The organism is Streptomyces pallidus (ex Mingjun et al. 2026), from assembly GCF_051550185.1.
GTDB lineage: Bacteria > Actinomycetota > Actinomycetes > Streptomycetales > Streptomycetaceae > Streptomyces.
Genome location: NZ_CP196181.1, coordinates 798,950 through 817,787, shown reverse-complemented (window position 1 = coordinate 817,787; position 18,838 = coordinate 798,950). Strand labels below are relative to the sequence as shown.

General features: G+C 74.8%; 17 protein-coding genes and 2 pseudogenes. 4 read left to right on the top strand and 15 right to left on the bottom strand.

Going from position 1 to position 18,838, the window contains the following annotated elements; all coding sequences use genetic code 11:
* Positions 1-7: 7 nt before the first annotated feature.
* The 9 genes from ACSHWO_RS03420 to ACSHWO_RS03380 form a co-directional block, all read right to left on the bottom strand.
* Positions 8-814: a glycosyltransferase family 2 protein gene (locus tag ACSHWO_RS03420; protein ID WP_438309991.1), complete on the bottom strand. Its 807-nt coding sequence runs from the start codon at positions 812-814 to the stop codon at positions 8-10.
* A gap of 15 nt (positions 815-829) precedes the next feature.
* Entirely contained in the window at positions 830-1,933 is a 1,104-nt protein-coding gene (locus ACSHWO_RS03415; RefSeq protein ID WP_438309990.1) for a hypothetical protein, read from the bottom strand.
* Between the two features lie 5 nt (positions 1,934-1,938).
* Positions 1,939-3,441: an oligosaccharide flippase family protein gene (locus ACSHWO_RS03410; protein WP_438309989.1), complete on the bottom strand. Its 1,503-nt coding sequence runs from the start codon at positions 3,439-3,441 to the stop codon at positions 1,939-1,941.
* Positions 3,438-4,166, bottom strand: a complete 729-nt coding sequence (locus tag ACSHWO_RS03405; protein ID WP_438309988.1) for a chain length determinant protein — start codon at positions 4,164-4,166, stop codon at positions 3,438-3,440. Before ACSHWO_RS03405 ends, ACSHWO_RS03410 begins: the two co-directional genes overlap by 4 nt.
* 108 nt (positions 4,167-4,274) lie before the next feature.
* Positions 4,275-5,411, bottom strand: a complete 1,137-nt coding sequence (gene wecB, locus ACSHWO_RS03400; protein ID WP_438309987.1) for a non-hydrolyzing UDP-N-acetylglucosamine 2-epimerase — start codon at positions 5,409-5,411, stop codon at positions 4,275-4,277.
* A 4-nt stretch (positions 5,412-5,415) separates the two neighbouring features.
* A complete protein-coding gene (locus ACSHWO_RS03395) occupies positions 5,416-6,672 on the bottom strand; it encodes a nucleotide sugar dehydrogenase (protein ID WP_361085175.1) in 1,257 nt (418 codons plus the stop codon).
* Complete coding sequence (locus ACSHWO_RS03390) at positions 6,672-7,445, bottom strand: WecB/TagA/CpsF family glycosyltransferase (protein WP_438309986.1); 774 nt, start codon at positions 7,443-7,445, stop codon at positions 6,672-6,674. The genes ACSHWO_RS03395 and ACSHWO_RS03390 overlap by 1 nt, the downstream gene beginning before the upstream one ends.
* Positions 7,442-8,614, bottom strand: a complete 1,173-nt coding sequence (locus ACSHWO_RS03385) for a hypothetical protein (protein WP_438309985.1) — start codon at positions 8,612-8,614, stop codon at positions 7,442-7,444. The genes ACSHWO_RS03390 and ACSHWO_RS03385 overlap by 4 nt, the downstream gene beginning before the upstream one ends.
* Before the next feature lie 542 nt (positions 8,615-9,156).
* Positions 9,157-9,774: an acyltransferase gene (locus ACSHWO_RS03380; protein WP_385804069.1), complete on the bottom strand. Its 618-nt coding sequence runs from the start codon at positions 9,772-9,774 to the stop codon at positions 9,157-9,159.
* A gap of 134 nt (positions 9,775-9,908) precedes the next feature.
* Here ACSHWO_RS03380 and ACSHWO_RS03375 point away from each other — a divergent pair.
* From ACSHWO_RS03375 to ACSHWO_RS03365, 3 genes and pseudogenes are all read left to right on the top strand, one after another.
* Positions 9,909-10,025 (top strand): annotated as a pseudogene (locus ACSHWO_RS03375) (histidine kinase); the annotation flags it as partial.
* A gap of 137 nt (positions 10,026-10,162) precedes the next feature.
* On the top strand, positions 10,163-10,477 hold the full coding sequence (locus tag ACSHWO_RS03370) for a hypothetical protein (protein ID WP_385804067.1): 315 nt from the start codon (positions 10,163-10,165) through the stop codon (positions 10,475-10,477).
* 137 nt (positions 10,478-10,614) lie between these two features.
* Positions 10,615-11,523: an aminoglycoside phosphotransferase family protein gene (locus ACSHWO_RS03365; RefSeq protein ID WP_438318898.1), complete on the top strand. Its 909-nt coding sequence runs from the start codon at positions 10,615-10,617 to the stop codon at positions 11,521-11,523.
* A 106-nt stretch (positions 11,524-11,629) separates the two neighbouring features.
* On the opposite strand, the gene ACSHWO_RS03360 is transcribed toward ACSHWO_RS03365, so the two are convergent.
* From ACSHWO_RS03360 to ACSHWO_RS03335, 6 genes and pseudogenes are all read right to left on the bottom strand, one after another.
* Positions 11,630-12,367: a glucose 1-dehydrogenase gene (locus ACSHWO_RS03360; protein WP_438309984.1), complete on the bottom strand. Its 738-nt coding sequence runs from the start codon at positions 12,365-12,367 to the stop codon at positions 11,630-11,632.
* 188 nt (positions 12,368-12,555) lie between these two features.
* Positions 12,556-12,782: pseudogene (locus ACSHWO_RS03355) on the bottom strand (FAD-dependent oxidoreductase); the annotation flags it as partial.
* 154 nt (positions 12,783-12,936) lie between these two features.
* A complete protein-coding gene (locus ACSHWO_RS03350) occupies positions 12,937-13,350 on the bottom strand; it encodes a rodlin (protein WP_438309983.1) in 414 nt (137 codons plus the stop codon).
* A 200-nt stretch (positions 13,351-13,550) separates the two neighbouring features.
* The gene (locus tag ACSHWO_RS03345) at positions 13,551-14,864 is read right to left on the bottom strand and encodes a vWA domain-containing protein (RefSeq protein WP_438309982.1); all 1,314 of its coding nucleotides are present in this window, start codon (positions 14,862-14,864) and stop codon (positions 13,551-13,553) included.
* Positions 14,861-16,135, bottom strand: a complete 1,275-nt coding sequence (locus tag ACSHWO_RS03340; RefSeq protein ID WP_438309981.1) for an AAA family ATPase — start codon at positions 16,133-16,135, stop codon at positions 14,861-14,863. The genes ACSHWO_RS03345 and ACSHWO_RS03340 overlap by 4 nt, the downstream gene beginning before the upstream one ends.
* Before the next feature lie 139 nt (positions 16,136-16,274).
* Positions 16,275-17,717, bottom strand: coding sequence for a hypothetical protein (locus ACSHWO_RS03335; RefSeq protein WP_438309980.1), 1,443 nt, complete (start codon positions 17,715-17,717; stop codon positions 16,275-16,277).
* A 171-nt stretch (positions 17,718-17,888) separates the two neighbouring features.
* Between ACSHWO_RS03335 and hemC the strand changes: the two genes are divergently transcribed.
* A complete protein-coding gene (gene hemC, locus ACSHWO_RS03330; protein ID WP_438309979.1) occupies positions 17,889-18,824 on the top strand; it encodes a hydroxymethylbilane synthase in 936 nt (311 codons plus the stop codon).
* Positions 18,825-18,838: the final 14 nt, after the last annotated feature.

The window sequence follows — 18,838 nt, the reverse complement described above, 5'->3', positions numbered from 1 at the left end:
GGCAGGGTCACCCGGGGGGCGGCCGGCCGTTCCAGGCGGTGTAGAAGCTCCCCGGGTTGACCAGGTAGCGGACGGTCGGTCGGGGCAGGTGCCGGACCTCGTGGCGGCGCCCGTACCGGCGTACGAGCTCCCAGTCCTCCCGCGGCAGGACCTCCGGGGTGCGTCGCAGGCGGCTGAAGTGCAGCGACCGGGTGCGGCGGGCCACGAACGCGTTGGTGTCGAGGAAGGCCTCGCGGGCGGCCCGGCGCCGGTCGAAGGGCACCGACAGCACGTCCCGCTCCGAGCCGTCGGGGAGCACGCGGCGCAGGGCGGTGTACACGGCGTCCGGCCCGCCCGGCGGTTCCAGCACCGCCAGCGCCTGCTCCAGGTGGTCGGGCTCCCACAGGTTGTCGTCGTCCAGGAAGGCCACGTACCGCGAGCGGGTCAGCCGGATCCCCACGTTGCGGACGACCCCGGCCGTGCCGGTGTTGCGGACCAGGGACACCGCGAACAGACGTGGATCGGAGGGGAGTTCGGGCAGACCCGCCCCGTCGTCGACGACGATCACCACCTGGTCGTCCACCGTCTGCCCGAGGGCGGAGCGGACCGCGGCGCGCAGGGCCTCCGGACGCCGGTGAGTGGCGATCACGGTGGCGACCAGGGCGGTCGGGGGCCGGCCCAGCAGGGCGGCGAGCCGGCGGGTCTCGGCGTCCTCGAAGCGGCGCAGCCGCACCGCGGACGGGGCCAGTACGACCTTGTTCCTGGCCTCGAACAGCACCAGCCAGCCGAAGGCCCGCTTCAACAGTTCCCACGGGGCCCGGGCGATGCGCCGCATCTTGTCCTCTCGTCGTCAGGGCGAGGCCGGGGGCGGGACGGGCCTGCCGTCGGCCATGCGGTTGCCGCTCCACACGTTCCCGGCGCCGCCCGCGTTCCAGGCGGTGGCCGTGCCGTACGCCCCGGCCGTGGCGTGGTACTCGGTGGAGAACACGTTGTCGGTGACCTTGATGCCGGTGGCCCCAGGCCCGCCCCCGTAGAGGGAGTAGGCCCCGCCCGCCAGCCAGTTGCGTTCGACGACCACGGAGGAGACGACGCCGGTGTCGGCGAACAGCCCCACTGCGGCGGTGGCGCCCTGGTCCACCCGGACCGGGTTCAGCAGGGTGTTGTGGCGGACGGTGAGCCGGCCCTTGTTGCCGCCGCCGCTGATGACGGCGTCGGTGTGCTGCCACTCGCCGGTCTTGTTGCGGAAGGCGACGATGTCGTGCACGTAGTTGTCGTGCAGGTCGCCCTGGCCCATGGACAGGGCGTTGCCGAACACCGAGATGTCGCACCAGCCGACCTCGATCGAGCTGCCGCCCATGTTGGACACCGCGTAGTTGACGCCCCCGTTGTCGGGGCCCTTCCCCGGGATCGCGGTGATGGTGGTGTGGAGGACCTTCAGGCCGCTGAAGCCGGGGCGCAGGTTGATGCCCCACCAGTTGGTCGAGGTGATCCTGCTGTCGATGACGGTGACGTCGTTGGCGTAGACGTCCAGGGAGCCGCGGATGTCCCAGCCCTTGATGACCGTGCCGTCGGTCTTGACGGACATGTCGCCCGTGTCGTGCCGCTCCAGCCCGCCCCGCGGCCCGGTGGTGGACTCGTCGGGGAACCCGCACGCACCCGGGGACGGGCAGCCGGGCGACGGCGTGGGCGGGCCGCTGCTGCCGGGCGGGGGAGTGGCGGAGGGCGGGGCCGACGTGGAGCTCGCCGTCTCGCCGGTGCTCGGGTCCGGTGACGGCGCGGGCGTCGGCGGTGGACCGGTGCTGCCGGGCCCGGGGCAGTCGGGGGCGCCCTGCGGGCAGGGGGCGGCCGCGGGCTCGCCCCTCCCGGTCTGCTGCGCCTGGTAGAGGGTGATGACGGTGACGAGGACGAGCCCGGCCAGTAGCCAGGCGGCGAGGCGTTTGCGGTGGTGTGCCACGGTCGTCATCCCTTCGCGGCAGCGGTCGGTCCGGCGGGCGGTGCGCCGCGCAGGAAGCCCAGGCTGGGCAGTACGCACAGCGCGTAGCCCAGGGTGCCGGCCACGCCCGTCGCGAGGAGTGCCGGGACTCCGTCGCCGAGGAGCCGTTCCAGGCCCAGGACCACGGCCGCCATGACGGCGCCGCCGAGGAAGGGCCAGGCGCAGGCCCGCGCCACGCTGGCCAGCCGGATCCCGGCGCGGTGCAGGGTGACGAGGAAGACCGGCACGACGACGGCGCCGGCGACCAGGACGTGCCCCTGTGCGACGCCGACGATCCCGTCGGACCGGGCGCCGATCACCAGGGCGGGGAGCAGGACGACCAGCCAGAGGGCCTGCACCCCGATGAGGGAGCGGCGCCGGCCGACGGCGACCAGGCAGTCGTAGGCCAGTTCGCAGGCGATCCGGACCAGGCCCAGCGCCATCAGCCAGGGCAGGGCGGCGGCCGCGGGCAGCCACCGTTCGCCGTAGACGAGTTCGACGACGGGCGCGGCCAGCGCGGCGAGCAGCACGCACAGCGGGACGGTGCCGGTCATCACGACGCCCAGGGCGCGGCCGAACCCGCTCGCCAGCGCGCCCGGTGTGTCGGCCAGACGGGAGAACCCGGCGAAGGACACCCGGCGGGCCGCCTCGGAGATGATGCGTACCGGCCAGCCGGAGATGTTGAAGGCGAGGACGTAGAAGCCCAGGGCGAGTTGGTCCAGGGAGGAGCCGACGACCATGGTGTCGACGTTGACGACGCCGAGGGCGAGCATGCTGGCCCCCGCGAGCGGGAGGCCGAAGCCCAGCAGGGCCCGGGCCTGGGCGGCGTCCCAGCCGAACCGCAGGGTGCCGGGTGCGGCGAGGCAGCAGCCGAGGAGCGCGGCCGCGTTGCCGGCGACGGAGCCCCAGGCGAAGCTCATGGCCCCCCAGCCCTGGACGGCGAGCAGCAGGGTCACCGCGGTGCTGAGGACGAAGTTGACGGAGTCGACGGCCATCCGCCGGCCCTGCGCGAACTCGCGGGTGAGGAAGCCGGCCGGGACCTGCGACAGCCCGTCGAGGACCACGCACACGCACATCACCCGCAGCACCCCGGAGGCCTCGGGCGAGCCGAGCACCCGGGCCACCGCGGGGGCCGCCGCGAACAGGGCCGCATACAGCAGGCAGCTGGAGGCGGCGCTCAGGGTGAGGACGGTCGGGGCGAACCGGCGCGGGTCGCCCTCCCAGCGCACGATGGCCAGCGAGACCCCGAGCTCGTTCGCGGAGAGCAGCACCAGCAGGACCGTCTGGGCGATCCCGTAGACGCCCCAGGCCTCGGGGTCGAGGAAGTAGCGGGCGAGGACGATGCCGGTGGCGAAGTTCCCGAGCCGCATGACGACGGTGTTGACCAGGCTCCACCGGGCGGCGGAGCCCACCTTGCGGCCCAGCGGCGGTGCCTCGGGCTGTTGCGCGGCCTGCGTCCCGGCGGGTGTGCCGGTCGCGGGGCCGGTCACGTCGCCCCCGCACTGCTGGACACGGCTTCGGGGGCCCCGGCTCCGGCTCCGGTTCCGGTTCCGGCCTGGGCTCCGGTTCCGGCCTCGGCCTCGGGTGCGGCTGCCCGGCGCCGGCCCGGCCCGGCGGGCGTGCGGCGGCGGGCCTCCACGAAGAAGGTCGCCACCAGGCTGAGCACGAAGCCCAGCGCCCCCGCCATCACGAGGTACTGGAGCCGGGTCTTGGTCTGCGGCTCCGGCTTCTGCGGCGGGACGATCGTGGCCATGCGGATCATGGCTTCCGGGGTCACCTGCTGCTGGGCCTGGAACTCCTGGAGCCGCTTCTCCGCGTAGGCGGTCAGGAGCTGGTCCGACTCCAGGACCGCGGCCGGGTCGGTGCCGGAGACGATCAGCCACATGAACGGCCCCTGCGCGTTGTCGGCGATCTTCGCCTCGTACGTGCCGGTGAGCCCCTGTGCCTTGAGGTCGGCCCTGGAGTCGTCGGAGTTGAGGTTGCGGGCCAGGCCGTCGGCCATCCCGGTGAGCGAGGCCTGGGTGCTCAGGAAGGGGTTGCCGTCGAAGGCCACCGTGGCCTTCTTGGAGTTGAGCAGGGTCACCGTGCTCTGGGACCGGTATTCCACCGGGACCAGCAGGTAGACGCCCGTCGTGAGCGCGGCCGTGATCAGCAGTCCGGGCAGCAGGACGTACCAGCGCCTGCGCATGACCCGCCAGATCTCCGCGAGATCCATGGTCTTCCCCCTCGCGGCGGCGCCGTGTCGGACGCGCCGCCGCCCTGTCATTGCGATGTGTACGGTTCTTTGCTTCGTGGTGCGGTCGTACGTGGATCCGGCCCGGTGCTACGCCGCCCCGGACGCCCCGCCCGGGGCGAGGGCGGTGGGCCGCAGCCGCTCCCGCGCCGTCCCGCCCTCCAGCAGGACCCGGGCGATGCGCTCGCTGGCCCGCCCGTCCCACAGCGCGGGGCAGCGGGGCGCGGGCGGCTCGTCGAGGACCCGGTTCACGGTGGCCGTGATGCGGTCCGGGTCGGTGCCCGCGAGGACGTTGGTGCCCTCCTCGACGGTGACGGGACGCTCGGTGTTCTCCCGCAGGGTCACGCACGGCACGCCCAGGGCGGTGGTCTCCTCCTGGACGCCCCCGGAGTCGGTGAGCACCACCCGTGCCCCGTCCTGGAGCGCGATGAAGTCCAGGTATCCGGCGGCCGGGACCAGCCGGATACCGCCCGGGACACCGATCGCGGCCAGCCGCTGTGCCGCCCGCGGGTGCACGGGCAGCAGCAGCGGGCAGCGGCCGGCGATCTCGCCCAGCGCCTTGAGCAGGCCGCGCAGGGCGTCGGGGTCGTCCACGTTGGCCGGCCGGTGCAGGGTGACCAGGCCGTACCCGCCGCGGGTGAGCCCGTACCGGTCGAGGACGTCCGAGGCCCGGGCCCGTTCCAGGTTGGCGAGCAGGGTGTCGATCATGACGTTCCCGACGACGTGGATCTGGTCCTCGCGGTACCCCTCCGACCGCAGGTTCGCGGCCGCGTCGGGCGAGGGGGCCAGCAGGTGGTCGCTGACCCGGTCGGTGGCGACCCGGTTGACCTCCTCCGGCATGCTCCAGTCCCGGCTGCGCAGGCCCGCCTCGACATGGGCGAGCAGCGGGCCCGCCTTCGCCGTGACCAGGGCGCAGGCCAGGGTGGAGTTGATGTCGCCGACGACCACCACCGCGTCCGGGGCCAGCTCTTCGAGCAGCGGCTCGAAGGCCGCCATCACCCGGCCGGTCTGCTGGGCGTGGGTCCCGGACCCGGCGCCCAGGTACCGGTCGGGGGGCCGGATGCCGAGGTCGCGGAAGAAGACGTCGTTCATGGACGCGTCGTAGTGCTGGCCGGTGTGGACGAGGACCACCTCGGCGCCGTGGCGCTCCAGTGCGTCCATCACCGGTTTGATCTTCATGTAGTTGGGCCGTGCTCCGGCCACGCAGACGATCCTGTTCACCGCCATGGGGTCAGAGCACCTCCACCGCGGGCCCGGACAGCCGGTTGCGGCAGTCGAGCACGAAGGAGGCGTGCTCGGTGACCATCGCGTAGTCGAAGGAGTCGTGGTCGGTGAGCAGGACGACCACGTCGGCGGCGGCCAGCTCCCGGCGGGTCGGCTCCACCCGGACGAGCCGGGCGTCGACCTTGATGCTCTCCACCACGTGGGGGTCGGCCGCGCGGACCCTGGCCCCCATGTCGAGGAGCAGCTGGGAGATGCGCACGGCCGGCGATTCCCGGGCGTCGCCGGTGTTCTTCTTGTACGCGAGCCCCAGGAGCAGGATCCGGGAGCCGTTGACCGAGCGGCGCCGGGCGTTGAGGGCGTCCATGACGCGGCGCGTCACGTACTCGGGCATGTGGTTGTTGATGTCGTTGGCGAGTTCGACGAAGCGGAAGCTCTGGCCCAGCTCGCGCTGCACCCGCCAGGACAGGTACGACGGGTCGATGGGCAGGCAGTGGCCGCCGACCCCCGGGCCGGGCGTGAACTTCATGAAGCCGAACGGCTTGCTGGAGGCCGCCTCGATGGCCTGCCACACGTCGATGTCGAGGTGGCGGGCGAACATGGCGATCTCGTTGACGAGGGCGATGTTCACGTGCCGGAAGGTGTTCTCCAGCAGCTTCGCCAGCTCGGCCTCCTTGGGGGAGCGGACCGGCACCGTCTTGTCGACGAGGCCCCCGTAGAACTCCTCCACGGCCTTCAGCGAGGCGGCGTCCACGCCGGACACGACCTTGGGGGTCTGCTGGAAGCCCCAGACGGCGTTGCCCGGGTCGATGCGCTCCGGGCTGTAGCCGAGGTGGAAGTCGGCGCCGGCGGTGAGGCCCGAGCCGTTCTCCAGGATGGGTCCGAACAGTTCCTCGGTGGTGCCCGGGTAGGTGGTGGACTCCAGGACGACGGTGGCGCCGGGCCGCAGGAAGCGGGCCAGGGTGTGCGCCGACTCCTCGATGTAGCTGAGGTCGGGGGCGCCTTCGTGCAGCGGGGTCGGGACGGTGACGACGGCGACGTCGAAGCCGCCGCAGTCGCGTGCCAGGTCGCTGGGCCGGTACGTGCCCTTGGCCAGCGCCCGGTTGATCCGCTCGGAGGAGACGTCCTCCACGTAGGACTCACCGGCGGCGAGGCTCTTGACCCGCCGCGTGTCGACGTCGTACCCGATCACCTGGTGCCCGACCTCTGCGGCCCTGATGGCCAGCGGCAGGCCGACGTATCCCTGTCCCACGACGACTACGCGCATCAGTGACTCCTGTTCGCGGAACCGGCAGCAGACGGTGTGCGGCGGATGAGCTCCCGGGCCGTCATGGCCAGGAAGGCGGCGTTGGTGGTGAGGTAGCGCTTGCCCAGGCGCCGCGGCTCCTGGAGGGTGCGGTAGAACCATTCGAGCCCCATGCGCTGCCAGACCAGCGGGGCCCGCCTGGTGATGCCGGCCAGGATGTCGAAGGAGCCGCCGACGCCGTGCACCACGTGCGCGCCGGTGCGCTTGCCGTAGCCGGCGGTGAACATCTCCTTCTTGGGCGAGGTCATGCCGAGGAACAGCAGCCGGGCCCCGCTGTCGGCGACGGCGTCGGCGATGTCGGGCTGCTCGGAGTCGTCGAAGTAGCCGTTGCGGCTGCCGGCCACGCGCAGCCCGGGGAACCGCTCGGCGATCCGGTCGAGCATCATCCCCAGCACGTCCTGCCGGGCGCCGAGCAGGTAGACCGGGATGTCCGCGGCCTCGGCGGCGGCGAGCAGCCGCATGAACAGGTCGATGCCCGCGACCCGTTCGGGCAGCCGTACGCCGAGGATCCGGCCGGCCCACACCACCGCCTGCCCGTCGGCCAGGACGAGATCGCAGCCCGAGACGGCCGCGGCGAGGCGGGGGTCCCGCCGCATCGCGACCAGTTTGGCGGCGTTGACCATGCCGATCTCGATCTGCTCGCCGCGGCGTACCGCGTCGAGGCAGCGCTGGACGGTCTCGTCCATGCTCAGGGCGTCGAGCGTGACCCCGAAGAGGGACTGGCGTCGGTTCATCTCGGAACTCCCCCCAGCCAGGCGTGCAGCAGCCAGCCGAACTCGTACGGCCTGCACTCGCGGTCCACCGAGAGCGGCCGGAACAGCCGGTCGAGCGGAGCCAGCCGCGCCTGCGGGGCCAGCCGGGTGGTCAGCCCGCGGGCGGCCCGGACGGCCTTGGCGGGGTCGCCGCGGTAGACCTTGCGCCAGGTGACGCCGAACTCCTCACGGATCATCGGCTCGCGGGGTGTGCCGTCGGGCCCGCGGATCTCGGGTACGGCGGTCATCCAGCCGAGGCCGCGGCGGACGGCCGCGCCGAAGTCGGTGCCGCCGGCGTCCGCCAGGTCGAACAGGGCGGTCGGGGCCATGGCGTGCTGGTGCACGCTGTACACCGGGTAGCCCTCCACCATGCCGCCGGTGCGGGCGTCGTAGTGCCACCACCACTGGCCGCCGTCCCCCTGGAGGGTGCAGATCCGGGCGGCGCACATGTTGGCGGCCCGCAGGGCCTCCGGGTCCGGTCCGCTCGCGTGCAGCCGGGCCAGCGCCTGGATCGGGTAGGTCTGGTCGGCGAAGCACGCGACGTGCGAGCGGTAGCCGGGGACCAGTCCGGGGGCGGTGGCGTGAGGGAACAGCGGGCTGTCGGTCGTCGCCCTGGCCCCCAGCAGCCGGTCGCGGGCGGCCACCAGGCGGTCCTCCACGTCGACCGTCGGCCGGGCGGCGACGAGGGCTGAGAGCACCCAGGCCGCCTCCACGGTGTGCTGCGGCCGGTGGGGGTCGTCCAGGGCGGCGACCCGGGCGAGGGCGTCCCCCAGTTTGGGGTGGCCGGTCTCGGCGGCGGCCCAGGCCACGAGCGCCGCGTCGCCCAGGTTGTCGACCCCGGGCAGCCGCTCCACCAGCAGGTTCGTGAACGCGGCGGCGGTGTGCCCGCCGAACACGGCCTGCTGCCGGTCCTCGGGCAGGTACTGGGCGCCGAGGGCGGTGATGGCCGCGTAGCGGGTGCTGGTCCCGCGCCGCTCCACGCGGCGGGTTCCGTCGGGTGCGGCCGTTCCCACCCGTGTGAAGACGAAGGTCTCCGGGCCCGGCAGGTACATCTGCGGCAGGCCCGCCTCGGCGAGCGCGAGCAGGCGCTCGGCGAGCGCGTGCAGCGACGGGTCCTCCTGTGCCAGTGCTCCTAATCGTGCGGCGGTCACCGGGTCCCCACCCCGGCTTCCCGGGTGCCCCGCGCCCCTCGGCCGGGCCCCTGTTGCAGGGCCGGGCTGTACGGCTCCAACACACCTACCCCCTCTGAATAGCCGTTCCGGGGAGGGGAGCGCGCATGACGGCGCGCGCGCCGGCGGTGACGGTGTGATCGCCCCCGAGGCGCGGCCGTCCGGGGTCGCCCACTGGATCCCCCCAGCGATGCCCCGGACCGGAGCACGCGCGGACGGCAGCGCAGTACAGGCGCGCGAGCGCGCCTGCCGCCACCTCGTCCGCGATGCCCCCGTCGTGTACAACCCCCCACTGAACAAAGCCTGTTGCCTGCTCAGAACCCGTGTACAGGGACAAGGTATGCCCAAGGGTGTTCGTTGATTGCGGTTTTGAGGAAATGCCGGTGGCCCAAATTCCGACGGGACGTCAGCGGGCCGTTCCGGAACGGCGTCCCGCCCGGTGCACGGCCCCTGGCAGCGGAGCTCGCGGGCTCGCAGTCAGGCTCGGCGTCAGGCCCGTGTCGGGCTCGTGTCGGGCCCGGACCTCAGGCCTGCCCCGACCGGCCGTCCCGCTCGGTCAGCACCCCGTCCGCCTCCTCGTACAGGCCGCCGGTGCGCGGGCACTCCCACAGCCCGGGTTCGCCCTCGCGCGCCACCAGACGGACCCCGGCCCGCCCCACCCAGCCGATCCGGCGCGCCGGCACCCCGGCCACGAGTGCGAAGTCGGGGACGTCCCGGGACACCACCGCCCCGGCCGCGACCAGCGCCCACCGCCCGACGCGCACCCCGGCCACGCACACCGACCGGGCCCCCAGCGAGGCCCCCTCGGCCACGACCACCCCGGCGGCCTCCCAGTCGTCGCCGCGCTTGAGCTTGCCGTCCGGGTCGACGGCCCGCGGGTAGAAGTCGTTGGTGAGCACGACGGCCGGGCCGATGAACACCCCGTCGCCGAGTTCGGCGGGCTCGTACACGAGCGCGTGGTTCTGCAGCTTGACCCGGTCCCCGATCCGCACGCCGGGCCCCACGTACGCCCCGCGCCCCACGATGCAGTCGCGGCCGAGCCGGGCTCCCTCCCGTACCTGCGCCAGATCCCAGACGGTGGTCCCGTCCCCGAGTTCGGCCGTCGCGTCGACCTGGGAGGAGGGTTGAATTCGGACACTCACGGGGCGGTCCCCTTACGCTCGCGAGGGCATTCGGACGCGCGCCGCGACCGGCGCACGGAGGGAGCATATGCATCGCCGATCCGCCCCGCCCGGTACATCAACCGACTGTTCCCACAACTGACTTGCGCCTCCCCGTGCCCCGCCAGGGTCTCCGTACCCGGGCCCTGCGGCAGCTCGCGGACGAACGCGACCGGATCGCCCGCGAGCTCCACGACGCGGTGGCCCACCCCATGGCCGTGATCTCCGCACAGGCCGGGCCGGCCGGTCCACCGCCGCCCCGCCCGCGGAATCCGGCATCCGGTGACCGGAGGGCAAGCGGGTACGCTGCGCACCGACGGCGCCGGCAGCGGCCGGCGCAGGCAACGGCAGGCAGGGCCGGGGGGACCACATGGACGACCGCACGCAGCGCCACCGCTGGATCATCACCGCGGAGAAGCTCTCGGAGAACCACGCGGACAACGGCGGGCAGCTGGAGACCCTCAACGCGTTCGAAGGCACCCGGGAGGAAGCCGAACAGGCCCTGGAGCAGGCCGCACGCACCATGGTCGTGGGCACCTTCCTCCAGGAGCGCCGCCGGCTCGTCTACCGCCAGTCCGACGGCTCGTACCTGGTGCGCTGCACCGGCCGGATGGGCGGCCAGCACACCCGGGTGCTGCGTGCCGCACACCTCGTCTGGGACTCCGGCGCCGAGGACGCGGACTGACGGGCCGCCGACCGCGGCCCTGCGGGAACGGCGTAGCCGCACGGGAATTGCGTTGACGGGCGGGGCGGTGACGCGTTCGGATGGCCCGGTCCCCGCAACGCCCCACCACCGGAAAGGGACCCGTGCCCACCGCCAAGATGCACGCCGACGAGCCGGACACCGACGGCCCGCTCGTCCACCGCCTGATCGCCGCGCAGTTCCCGCAGTGGGCGGGCCTGCCCGTCGCACCGGTCGACCGGCACGGTACGACGCACGCCATGTACCGGCTCGGCGAGCGGATGGTCGTACGCCTGCCCCGCACCGCGGGCGCCGTCGACGACATCGAGCGGGAGTGCACCTGGCTGCCCCGGCTCGCCCCGTCGCTGCCGGTCCCCGTCCCGGTGCCGCTGGGCCGGGGCGTCCCCGGCGAGGGCTACCCCTTCCCGTGGGCCGTGTACAGCTGGCTCGACGGCGAGGTCCCCGCCGCCGGCCGTACCGCCGGACCCGGCCGGCTCGCCCGGGACCTGGGCGGCTTCGTCGCCGCGCTGCGCCTGATCGACACCGCGGGCGGGCCCGCCTCGTACCGCAGCGAAACCCTGGCCGCGCGGGACGCCGCCGTCCGCGACGCGATCGCGGGCCTGCGGACCCCTGCCGACGTCGACGCCGACCCCGCCGAGGTGACCGCCGCCTGGGAGGCAGCGCTGCGGGCGCCGCACTGGCCCCACCCGCCGGTCTGGATCCACGCGGACCTGCAACCGGGGAACCTGCTGCTGGCCGGGGACCGGCTCGGCGGCGTCATCGACTTCGGCTGTGCGGGCCTCGGCGACCCGGCCGTCGACCTGCTCCCGGCGTGGTACGTCCTCCCCGCCGGGGCCCGGGACGCCTTCCGGGCCGCCGCGGACGCCGACGACGCCGCCTGGGCCCGCGGCCGCGGCTGGGCCCTCTCGGTCGCCCTCCTCGAACTGGTCTACTACCGGGACACGAACCCCGTCATGACGGCCACCGCCCGCCACGTGGTCCGCGAGGTCCTCGCCGACCCCCGCCCGCCCCGGGCCCCCCGCCCCTGACGACCCCCGGGTCCGCTTGCGAGCCCGACGCGACACGGGTGAACGCGGCTACCCGGTTCTGTGGCCGGAAGGGCTCACCGCCTCGCGATGCTTTCCGGCCGCGGCACTAGCCCAGGCCGCCCGATGCCCGCAGGTTCTGGCCGGTGATCCAGCGACCGTCCGGGCCGACGAGGAACGCGATGACGTCGGCCACGTCGGACGGCTGCCCCAGCCGGCCGAGCGGGGTCATTCCGGCGACGGCCTCGAGTGCCTGGGGCGGGTTCGTCCCGCGCAGCAGCTCGGTGTCCGTCGCCCCGGGGGAGAGCGCGTTGACGGTGATGCCGCGCGGCCCGAGCTCACGGGCCGCCACGGCCGTCAACTGCTCGATGGCGCCCTTGCTGGCGGCGTACGGCCCGATGCCCGGGGCGGGCCGCACGGTGTTCAGGGAGGAGACGTTCACGATCCTGCCGCCGTCGCGCATCCGCCGGGCCGCGTACCGGGTGGTCAGGAAGACCGACCGGGCGTTGACCGCCATCACGCTGTCGAACACCGCCACGTCCGTCTCGGCCAGCGGGCTCGGCGTGAAGGCCAGGGCCGCGTTGTTCACCAGGATGTCCAGGCCGCCCAGGTGCGCCTCGGCGGCCTCCATCAACTGCTCCGGTCCGTCCGGCTCCGCCAGGTCCGCGCGCAGGGCCCGTACCCGGCCGCCGTCCGCCTCCACGGCCCGCACCACCTCGACGGCGGCGTCCTCGCGGGTGGCGTAGGTGAAGACCACGTGCGCCCCGTCGCGGCACAGGCGTTCGACGACGGCCCGGCCGATGCCCCGGGACCCGCCGGTGACGACTGCGTTCCTGCCCTTGAGCACGGCCCCCCCGAAGGTGCGGGTTGAAGATGCACCGGGAGCCTAGCGCCGTGGCCGGCCGCAGGTCACGCGCGGTAGACGCGCGCCAGGTGGGCGTCGAGCCGCGGCCGCCTCCGGCGCCGTGACCGAGGCGACGCGCGTGCCCAGGTACCCGTCCGGGCGTCCCAGCAGCGCCGCCGATCCGGCGGTCCCACCAGCTGCCCCCGCAGCGGCACGGCGGCCCCGAGGGCGGCGCGGACCAGGCCCATGCGGTCCCAGGCCCCCAGGGTCCGCGGCTGGATCCCGACCGCCTTGGCGTACGGCAGCCGCTGCGGCAGCCGGTCGACGATCCGGCAGTCCGCGCCCAGCCGGCGCAGCCCCGCGGCCGCGGTCAGGCCGACCGGCCCGGCGCCACGACCAGCACGTCCGTGTGGGTCACCGGTCTCTCCCGTCGCGGCCCCCGGGACTGCGTTGCCCCTCCTTGGTCGGCCCCCGCGCCCCGGTGGGCGACCGGAGGGCCGCCCGGACCACGGCCACGGGCGCCCCCACCGGCGGTGGCGGGGGCGCCCGTGGAGTCAGGCGTGCGTCGGGGGTCAGCTGCCGACGGCGGCGTTGCCGGAGAGGATCGGGATGTTGTCCAGGATGTGCGAGAGGGTCTCGTCGCCCTTGGCCTGGGTGGAGTTCTCGGCGCACTGCTGGTTCATCGGGTTGGACGCGACGTTGACGTCCTGGACGCCGACGTTGGCGAGTTCCCCGACCAGCGACTGGGTGTTCACCTTCACCGGCAGGGCGATGCACGGCTTGTTGGCGGAGCCCTGGATGAGGGAGGCCTGCGGGCTCATGGCACCCTCGGTCTTCTGGTTGCCGTAGATCTGGGCCGAGTCGTTGCCGTTGACGGTGTTGATGCCGTTGTCGTTGCCGATGGCCATGGCAGGGGAGGCCAGGGCGGCGCCGGCGCCGAGGATCGTAGCGGCGACGGCGACCGTGTTCGCGGCCTTCTTGAACATGGTGTTCCCTGTTCGTCGTAGGGGGGAGGGTGTTGCTCGTACGTGGAGTGGAACAGCGGCAACGGCCAGAAGTTCCGCTCCACCACCCGCAGGAGTGATCCGCGGCGTGCACCGCACGGCCGCTGCGGCCCACCCGGCGACGGGGTGGCCCGGCTGCCGTCCCGGCGCCCGGCGCCCGGCGCCCGGCGCCCGGGGGAGGCCTAGCCGATCTCCACCACCTGCGCCCAGCCGGGCGGCGCGTCCGGCACGTAGTCCGGGTCGTCCTCGCTCCACGCGCCGGATCCGCGCGGGAACAGGCCCACCACCGTCCGGCACGGCGGCCGGCTGTCCGGCCAGGGAGTCTGCCCGTCCGTCAGGACCACCACCACGTCCGGCCGGGGCCGGCTCCCCAGCGCCCGGGCGAAGCCCGTCCGCAGGTCGGTGCCCCCGCCGCCCACGAGCGGGATCCCCTCGGCCCGGCACAGCGGGTGCGCGATCCGGGCGGCCGCATCGCAGGGCACGACGGTGACCAGGTCGCGGCGGCCGCCGACGGCGCGGGAGATCGCGGCGACCTCGAGCAACGCACTGCCCAGTTCGGCGTCGCTGACCGACCCGGAGGTGTCGATGACCACGCCGACCCGGGGCGGTCTGCGCCGCAGGCTCGGCAGGACGGCGCCGGGCAGGGCGGCCGAGCGGCGCGCCGGCCGGCCGTACGTGTAGTCGTCGCCCGCGCCGGCGGCGGAGGCCGCCGAACGGACCGCCGCGCCCAGCAACTCCCGCCACTGCTGCGGCGGGTGGAACGCCTCCTCCGCCCAGCGCCGCCATCCCTCCGGGGCGCTGCCGGGGCGGCCCTTGATGCCCTGGGCGACCCGGAAGCGCACCGCGTCCTGTTCGTGCCGGTCGAGGCCGTGCGCGCCGTCCGGGCCCAGGTCCCACTCCCGTTCCAGGCCGTCGGCGCCGCTGCCGCAGTCCAGCCAGGCCAGGTCCCGGGTCAGCCGCCCCAGCTGGAACCAGCGCAGGTAGTCCTCCATGAGGTGGCCGTCGTCCAGGCCGAGGAACTGCGGGTCCACGGCGCCCTCGGGCCGGGCCAGCCCGTCGCCGAACACGTCGTCGTTGATCTCGCAGTCCGCGGCGATGTTCATGCGCAGCCGTTCGCCCGGTCCGGTCAGCCCGCGCTCGCGGGCGACCCGGTCGCTGCGTCCGTGGTGGTCGCGCAGCAGGTGGGACACCTCGTGCACCCAGACGCCGGCCAGCTCCTCCACCGGCGTACGGTCCACGAACGCCGGCGAGACGTAGCACCGCCAGTGCCGGTCGACGGCCATCGTCGGCACCCGCCGGGAATCCACCGTGTGCAGGGCGAACAGGGCGGTCGCCAGGTAGGGCCGGGCCCGGGCGGCCTGCAGCCGGGCCGCGAACAGCTTGTCGCGGTCGAGTCCGCCGGGTGAGTCGCCCCCGCCCGGCGCACCCGGCGCACCCGGTGTACCGGGCGCATCCGGCGTATCCGGCGCACCTGGAGCCCCTCGTGTCACGGTCATCGGGCCGCCCCCGCTCCCGCGCCGGCGCCCGCGGCGACCCGGGCCGCCGCGCGCTCGGCCCGGCGGGACAGGGACACCGCCCCGGCGAGCCGCTCGATCTCCTCCGGGACGTCCCAGTCGGTGCGGCGCAGGGAGGCGAGGCCGGTCGCGGGGACGACGACCAGGTCCGGAGCCCCCGTCTCCATCGCCCGGACGAGCAGGGCCCAGGCCGCGTCCCAGCGGGCCTTCTCGGGGCGTTTGCGGACCGCTTCCACCACCCCGTCGAGCGCGGCCTGCCGCAGGTCCCCCCGGTCGGGCAGGACGGCCCCCGCCGGGTCGGCGAGCAGCGCCTCGGGGTCCGGGAGGTCCATCCGGTCCAGGACCGCCAGCAGCTCCAGCCCCGGGCCGTCCCCGACGGCGCCCCTGACGAGCAGGGAGAGCACCTCCCGGGAGGAGCCGGCCGCGGTCGCGAACGCGATCAGGTGCAGGCTCATATCCCAGCTGCGGGGCGACGGCCAGGCGCTGCCGCGGCGGGTCTCGTTGCCGGGCAGCCGGTGGACGAGCGCGGGGCGGGCGGCGAGGAGCCCGCACACGGCGCGCCGGGCGACGTCCACGGCGTCCGGCAGCTTCTGCGGGTCGAGCCGGGGCAGGGTGGCGCGGGGCCAGGTCCCGCCGAGGCCGCGTACGACGACGTCGTGGTCGTGGGCCCACTGGAGGTGCACGAACCGGTTGGCGAGCGGCGGGCTCAGCTCCCAGCCGTCGGCTGCCGAGGCCCGGGGGTTCGCGGCGGCCACGATGCGGACCCCGGCCGGCAGCCGGAGGGCGCCGACCCGCCGTTCGAGCACGAGGCGGAGCAGGGCGGCCTGGACGGCCGGGGGTGCGGTGGACAGCTCGTCCAGGAACAGCAGTCCCCGGCCGGCGCGGACGAGCCGGACCGCCCAGTCCGGCGGGGCCATGGGGACGCCGTCGCGGGCGGGGTCGTCGCCGATGACGGGCAGCCCGGAGAAGTCGGAGGGCTCGTGCACGCTGGCGATCACCGTGGTCAGCGGCAGGTCCAGGGACTCGGCGAGCTGGGTGAGGGCCGCGGTCTTGCCGATGCCGGGCTCACCCCACAGCAGGACCGGCAGGTCGGCGGCCACGGCCAGGGTGAGGGCTTCCAGTTGGGGGTCGGGTCGGGGCTCGGTGGTGGTGTCGCGCAGCAGGGCGAGCAGTTCGGCGGCGACGTCGAGCCGGGGGGTGCGGTCGGTGCCGGAGGGGGCTGCGGGCACGGCGGAGGAGGAGTGCGAGGTCATGTCGGGGTCACCTGTGGGTCGAGTACGCGTACGCGGGCGGGCCCGTCCGGGTACCGGAGGAGCGCAGCGGTACGGGAGGGTCGGGTCAGGAGGAGCGCAGAAGGAGCACGGGAGGAGTGCGGGACGAGTCGGGCTTCGGTCAGGAGAAGGAGGCGTGCCGGGAGCGGCTCCGGCCGCGGCTGCCGCTGCGGCTTCGGGGGCGCGCCGGGTGCGGACGCCCGGGTGAGGGTCCGACGAGGCCGGCCCGGAACAGCCCGTACGTGATGCGCTGCAGTGCGGCGGCTTCGAGGGCGTCGCGCAGCGGCCCGCTGCGCAGGACGGCGTCGGGGCCCAGCAGGGCTTCGACGACGGCGAGCGCGCCCGCGGTGTCGCCGTGGTCCAGGCGTTCGCGGACACCGGTGAGGCAGTCCGGGCGGCGGTGCGCCTCGTCGATGGCCTGGAGGCAGGGCAGCGGCGGACCGCCCAGCGCGACGAGCAGCTCCTCGCGCCGGATCTGGGCCGGGTCGTGGTCGAGCGGGGCCAGCACCCCGTCGACCAGGGCGATCCGGTGCCGGGCTCCGCGGCAGTCCACGAGGCGCGGCTGTTCTGGCCGGCCGTCCGCCGCCGGAGAGGGCCGGGCGGGCGGAGGCGCACCGTCCGGTACGAGCGCCGGGGCGACGAGCGGGTGCAGTCGTCCGGCGTCGATGGCCCCGGCGCGGAGCAGGTCCAGGTCGGGCAGCGTCCACGTCGCCGCGTCGGGCAGGACCGGCAGCGCGGGCGCTCCGCGCTCCGGCACCGCCGCGGACACGCGCAGCGCGGTCGGCCCGGGATCCGGATCCACGTCCAGGACCAGCCGTTTCCGACCCCCGAGCCGTACGGCGACGGCGCCGCCGGTCAGCCCTTCGGCGCGGAGCAGGATCCGGGCCTCGGCGCCCCACCGGTCGACGGCGCACCGCAGGTCCTCGGGCACGGTCCCCGGTGGGACGGGAGCCGCCGCCGCAGCGGCCGCGGATCCGGCGCCGGGCGGTGGCCGGTCGGCTCCGGAGCGGACCCGCAGCTCACCGGCGTGCTGCGCGTCCCACAGGTGCCGGTGCAGGTCGAGTCGGAACCGCCGGCTGGGCCGGGGATGCGGATGCCCGCCAGCGCCGGCTCCGGGCCCGAAGGCGGCTCCGGAGCCGTCCGCGTCCCACAGGGCGAGGCTGATCCGCTGTCCGGCGTCCGCCCAGGCGGGCGCGGTCCGCACCACGAGGTACACGGGCCGTTCGCCGGCCTGCCCGTCGACCGCGTACCGGGCCAGGGGCAGGGTCAGCCCCGGCCGCAGCAGCCCGTCGGGGGCGATCCGCGGCAGGTGCCAGCGCAGCAGGTCGGGGGCCAGGCGGCGCAGGTCGGCCCGGATCCGGGAGGCGAGCTCCCGCCCCCGGGCACGCGCCACGGCATGCAGCTGGAGATCGACGTCGACACCGGCGGCGGCGCAGGCCCCGGCCCAGTCCCCGGAAAGGCGGCGGGCGGTCGCGGTCTCGATCATGGAGGGCGGCACGGCGTACTCGCGCACGCGCAGCCAGAAGGAAGTACGGGAGTCCCCGTGCACGGTGTGGGTGGGCATCAGCACTCACCTTGCGTGGACGGGACCCCCGATCTGTCAACAGAGTGTGTGGTCATCGCGGTGAGCGTAACGGGCCCCGTTCCCACCCGCCAGGCAATTTCCCGGTCGCGTACGGAGGTTGCCCGCCCGACCGGCGGAGCCGGCCCCTCCCGACGGGCTAGGGTGGCCGCCATGTCCGCCCCTGAGCTGATCCGCATCGTCTCCCGCGACTCGCCCATGGCCCTCGCCCAGGTGGAGCGCGTCCGCCGGGAACTCGCCGTGCTCCACCCGCACACCGCCACCGAGGTCGTCGCCGTCAAGACGACCGGGGACAGGTGGATGGGGAGCCTCGCCGCCGTGGACGGCAAGGGCGCCTTCACGAAGGAGGTGGACGCCGCGCTGCTGGCCGGCGAAGCCGATCTCGCCGTCCACTGCGTGAAGGACGTCCCCGCGGACCGCCCCCTGCCCGCGGGTACCGCGTTCGCCGCGTTCCTGAAGCGCGACGACATCCGCGACGCGCTCGTGCATCCCGCCGGGCTCACCCTCGACGAACTGCCGGACGGCGCGCGCATCGGCACGTCCTCCGTCCGCCGCACCGCCCAACTCGCCGCGAGCCACCCGCACCTGACCTGCGTACCGATCCGCGGCAACGCCAACCGCCGGCTCGACAAGCTCGCGGCGGGCGAAGCCGACGCGCTCCTCCTCGCCGTCTCGGGACTGGAGCGGATCGGCCGCGCGGACGCGATCAGCGAGGTCCTGTCACCGCAGCGGATGTGCCCGCCGATCGGCGCCGGCATCCTCGCCCTGCAGTGCCGGGAGGACGACACCGCGCTCATCGAGGCGGTGAGCGGCCTCGGCGACCCGGCCACGCACCGCGAGGCCACGGCCGAGCGCATGCTGCTGCACGTGCTCCAGGGCCACTGCAACGCGCCGATCGCCGGATACGCGTCCACCGAGCGCGACGGCGAGCTCGCCCTGTACGCGACGGTGTTCACCCCGGACGGCAAGAGGGTCCTGCGGGCGCACGAATGGGCCGGACCGCTCGATCCGGCCACGCTCGGCACGTCCGTCGCAGTCGCACTGCTCCGCCAGGGCGCGCGCGAGCTGATCGACGGGATCCCCCACTGACGGTCGGGCTACGG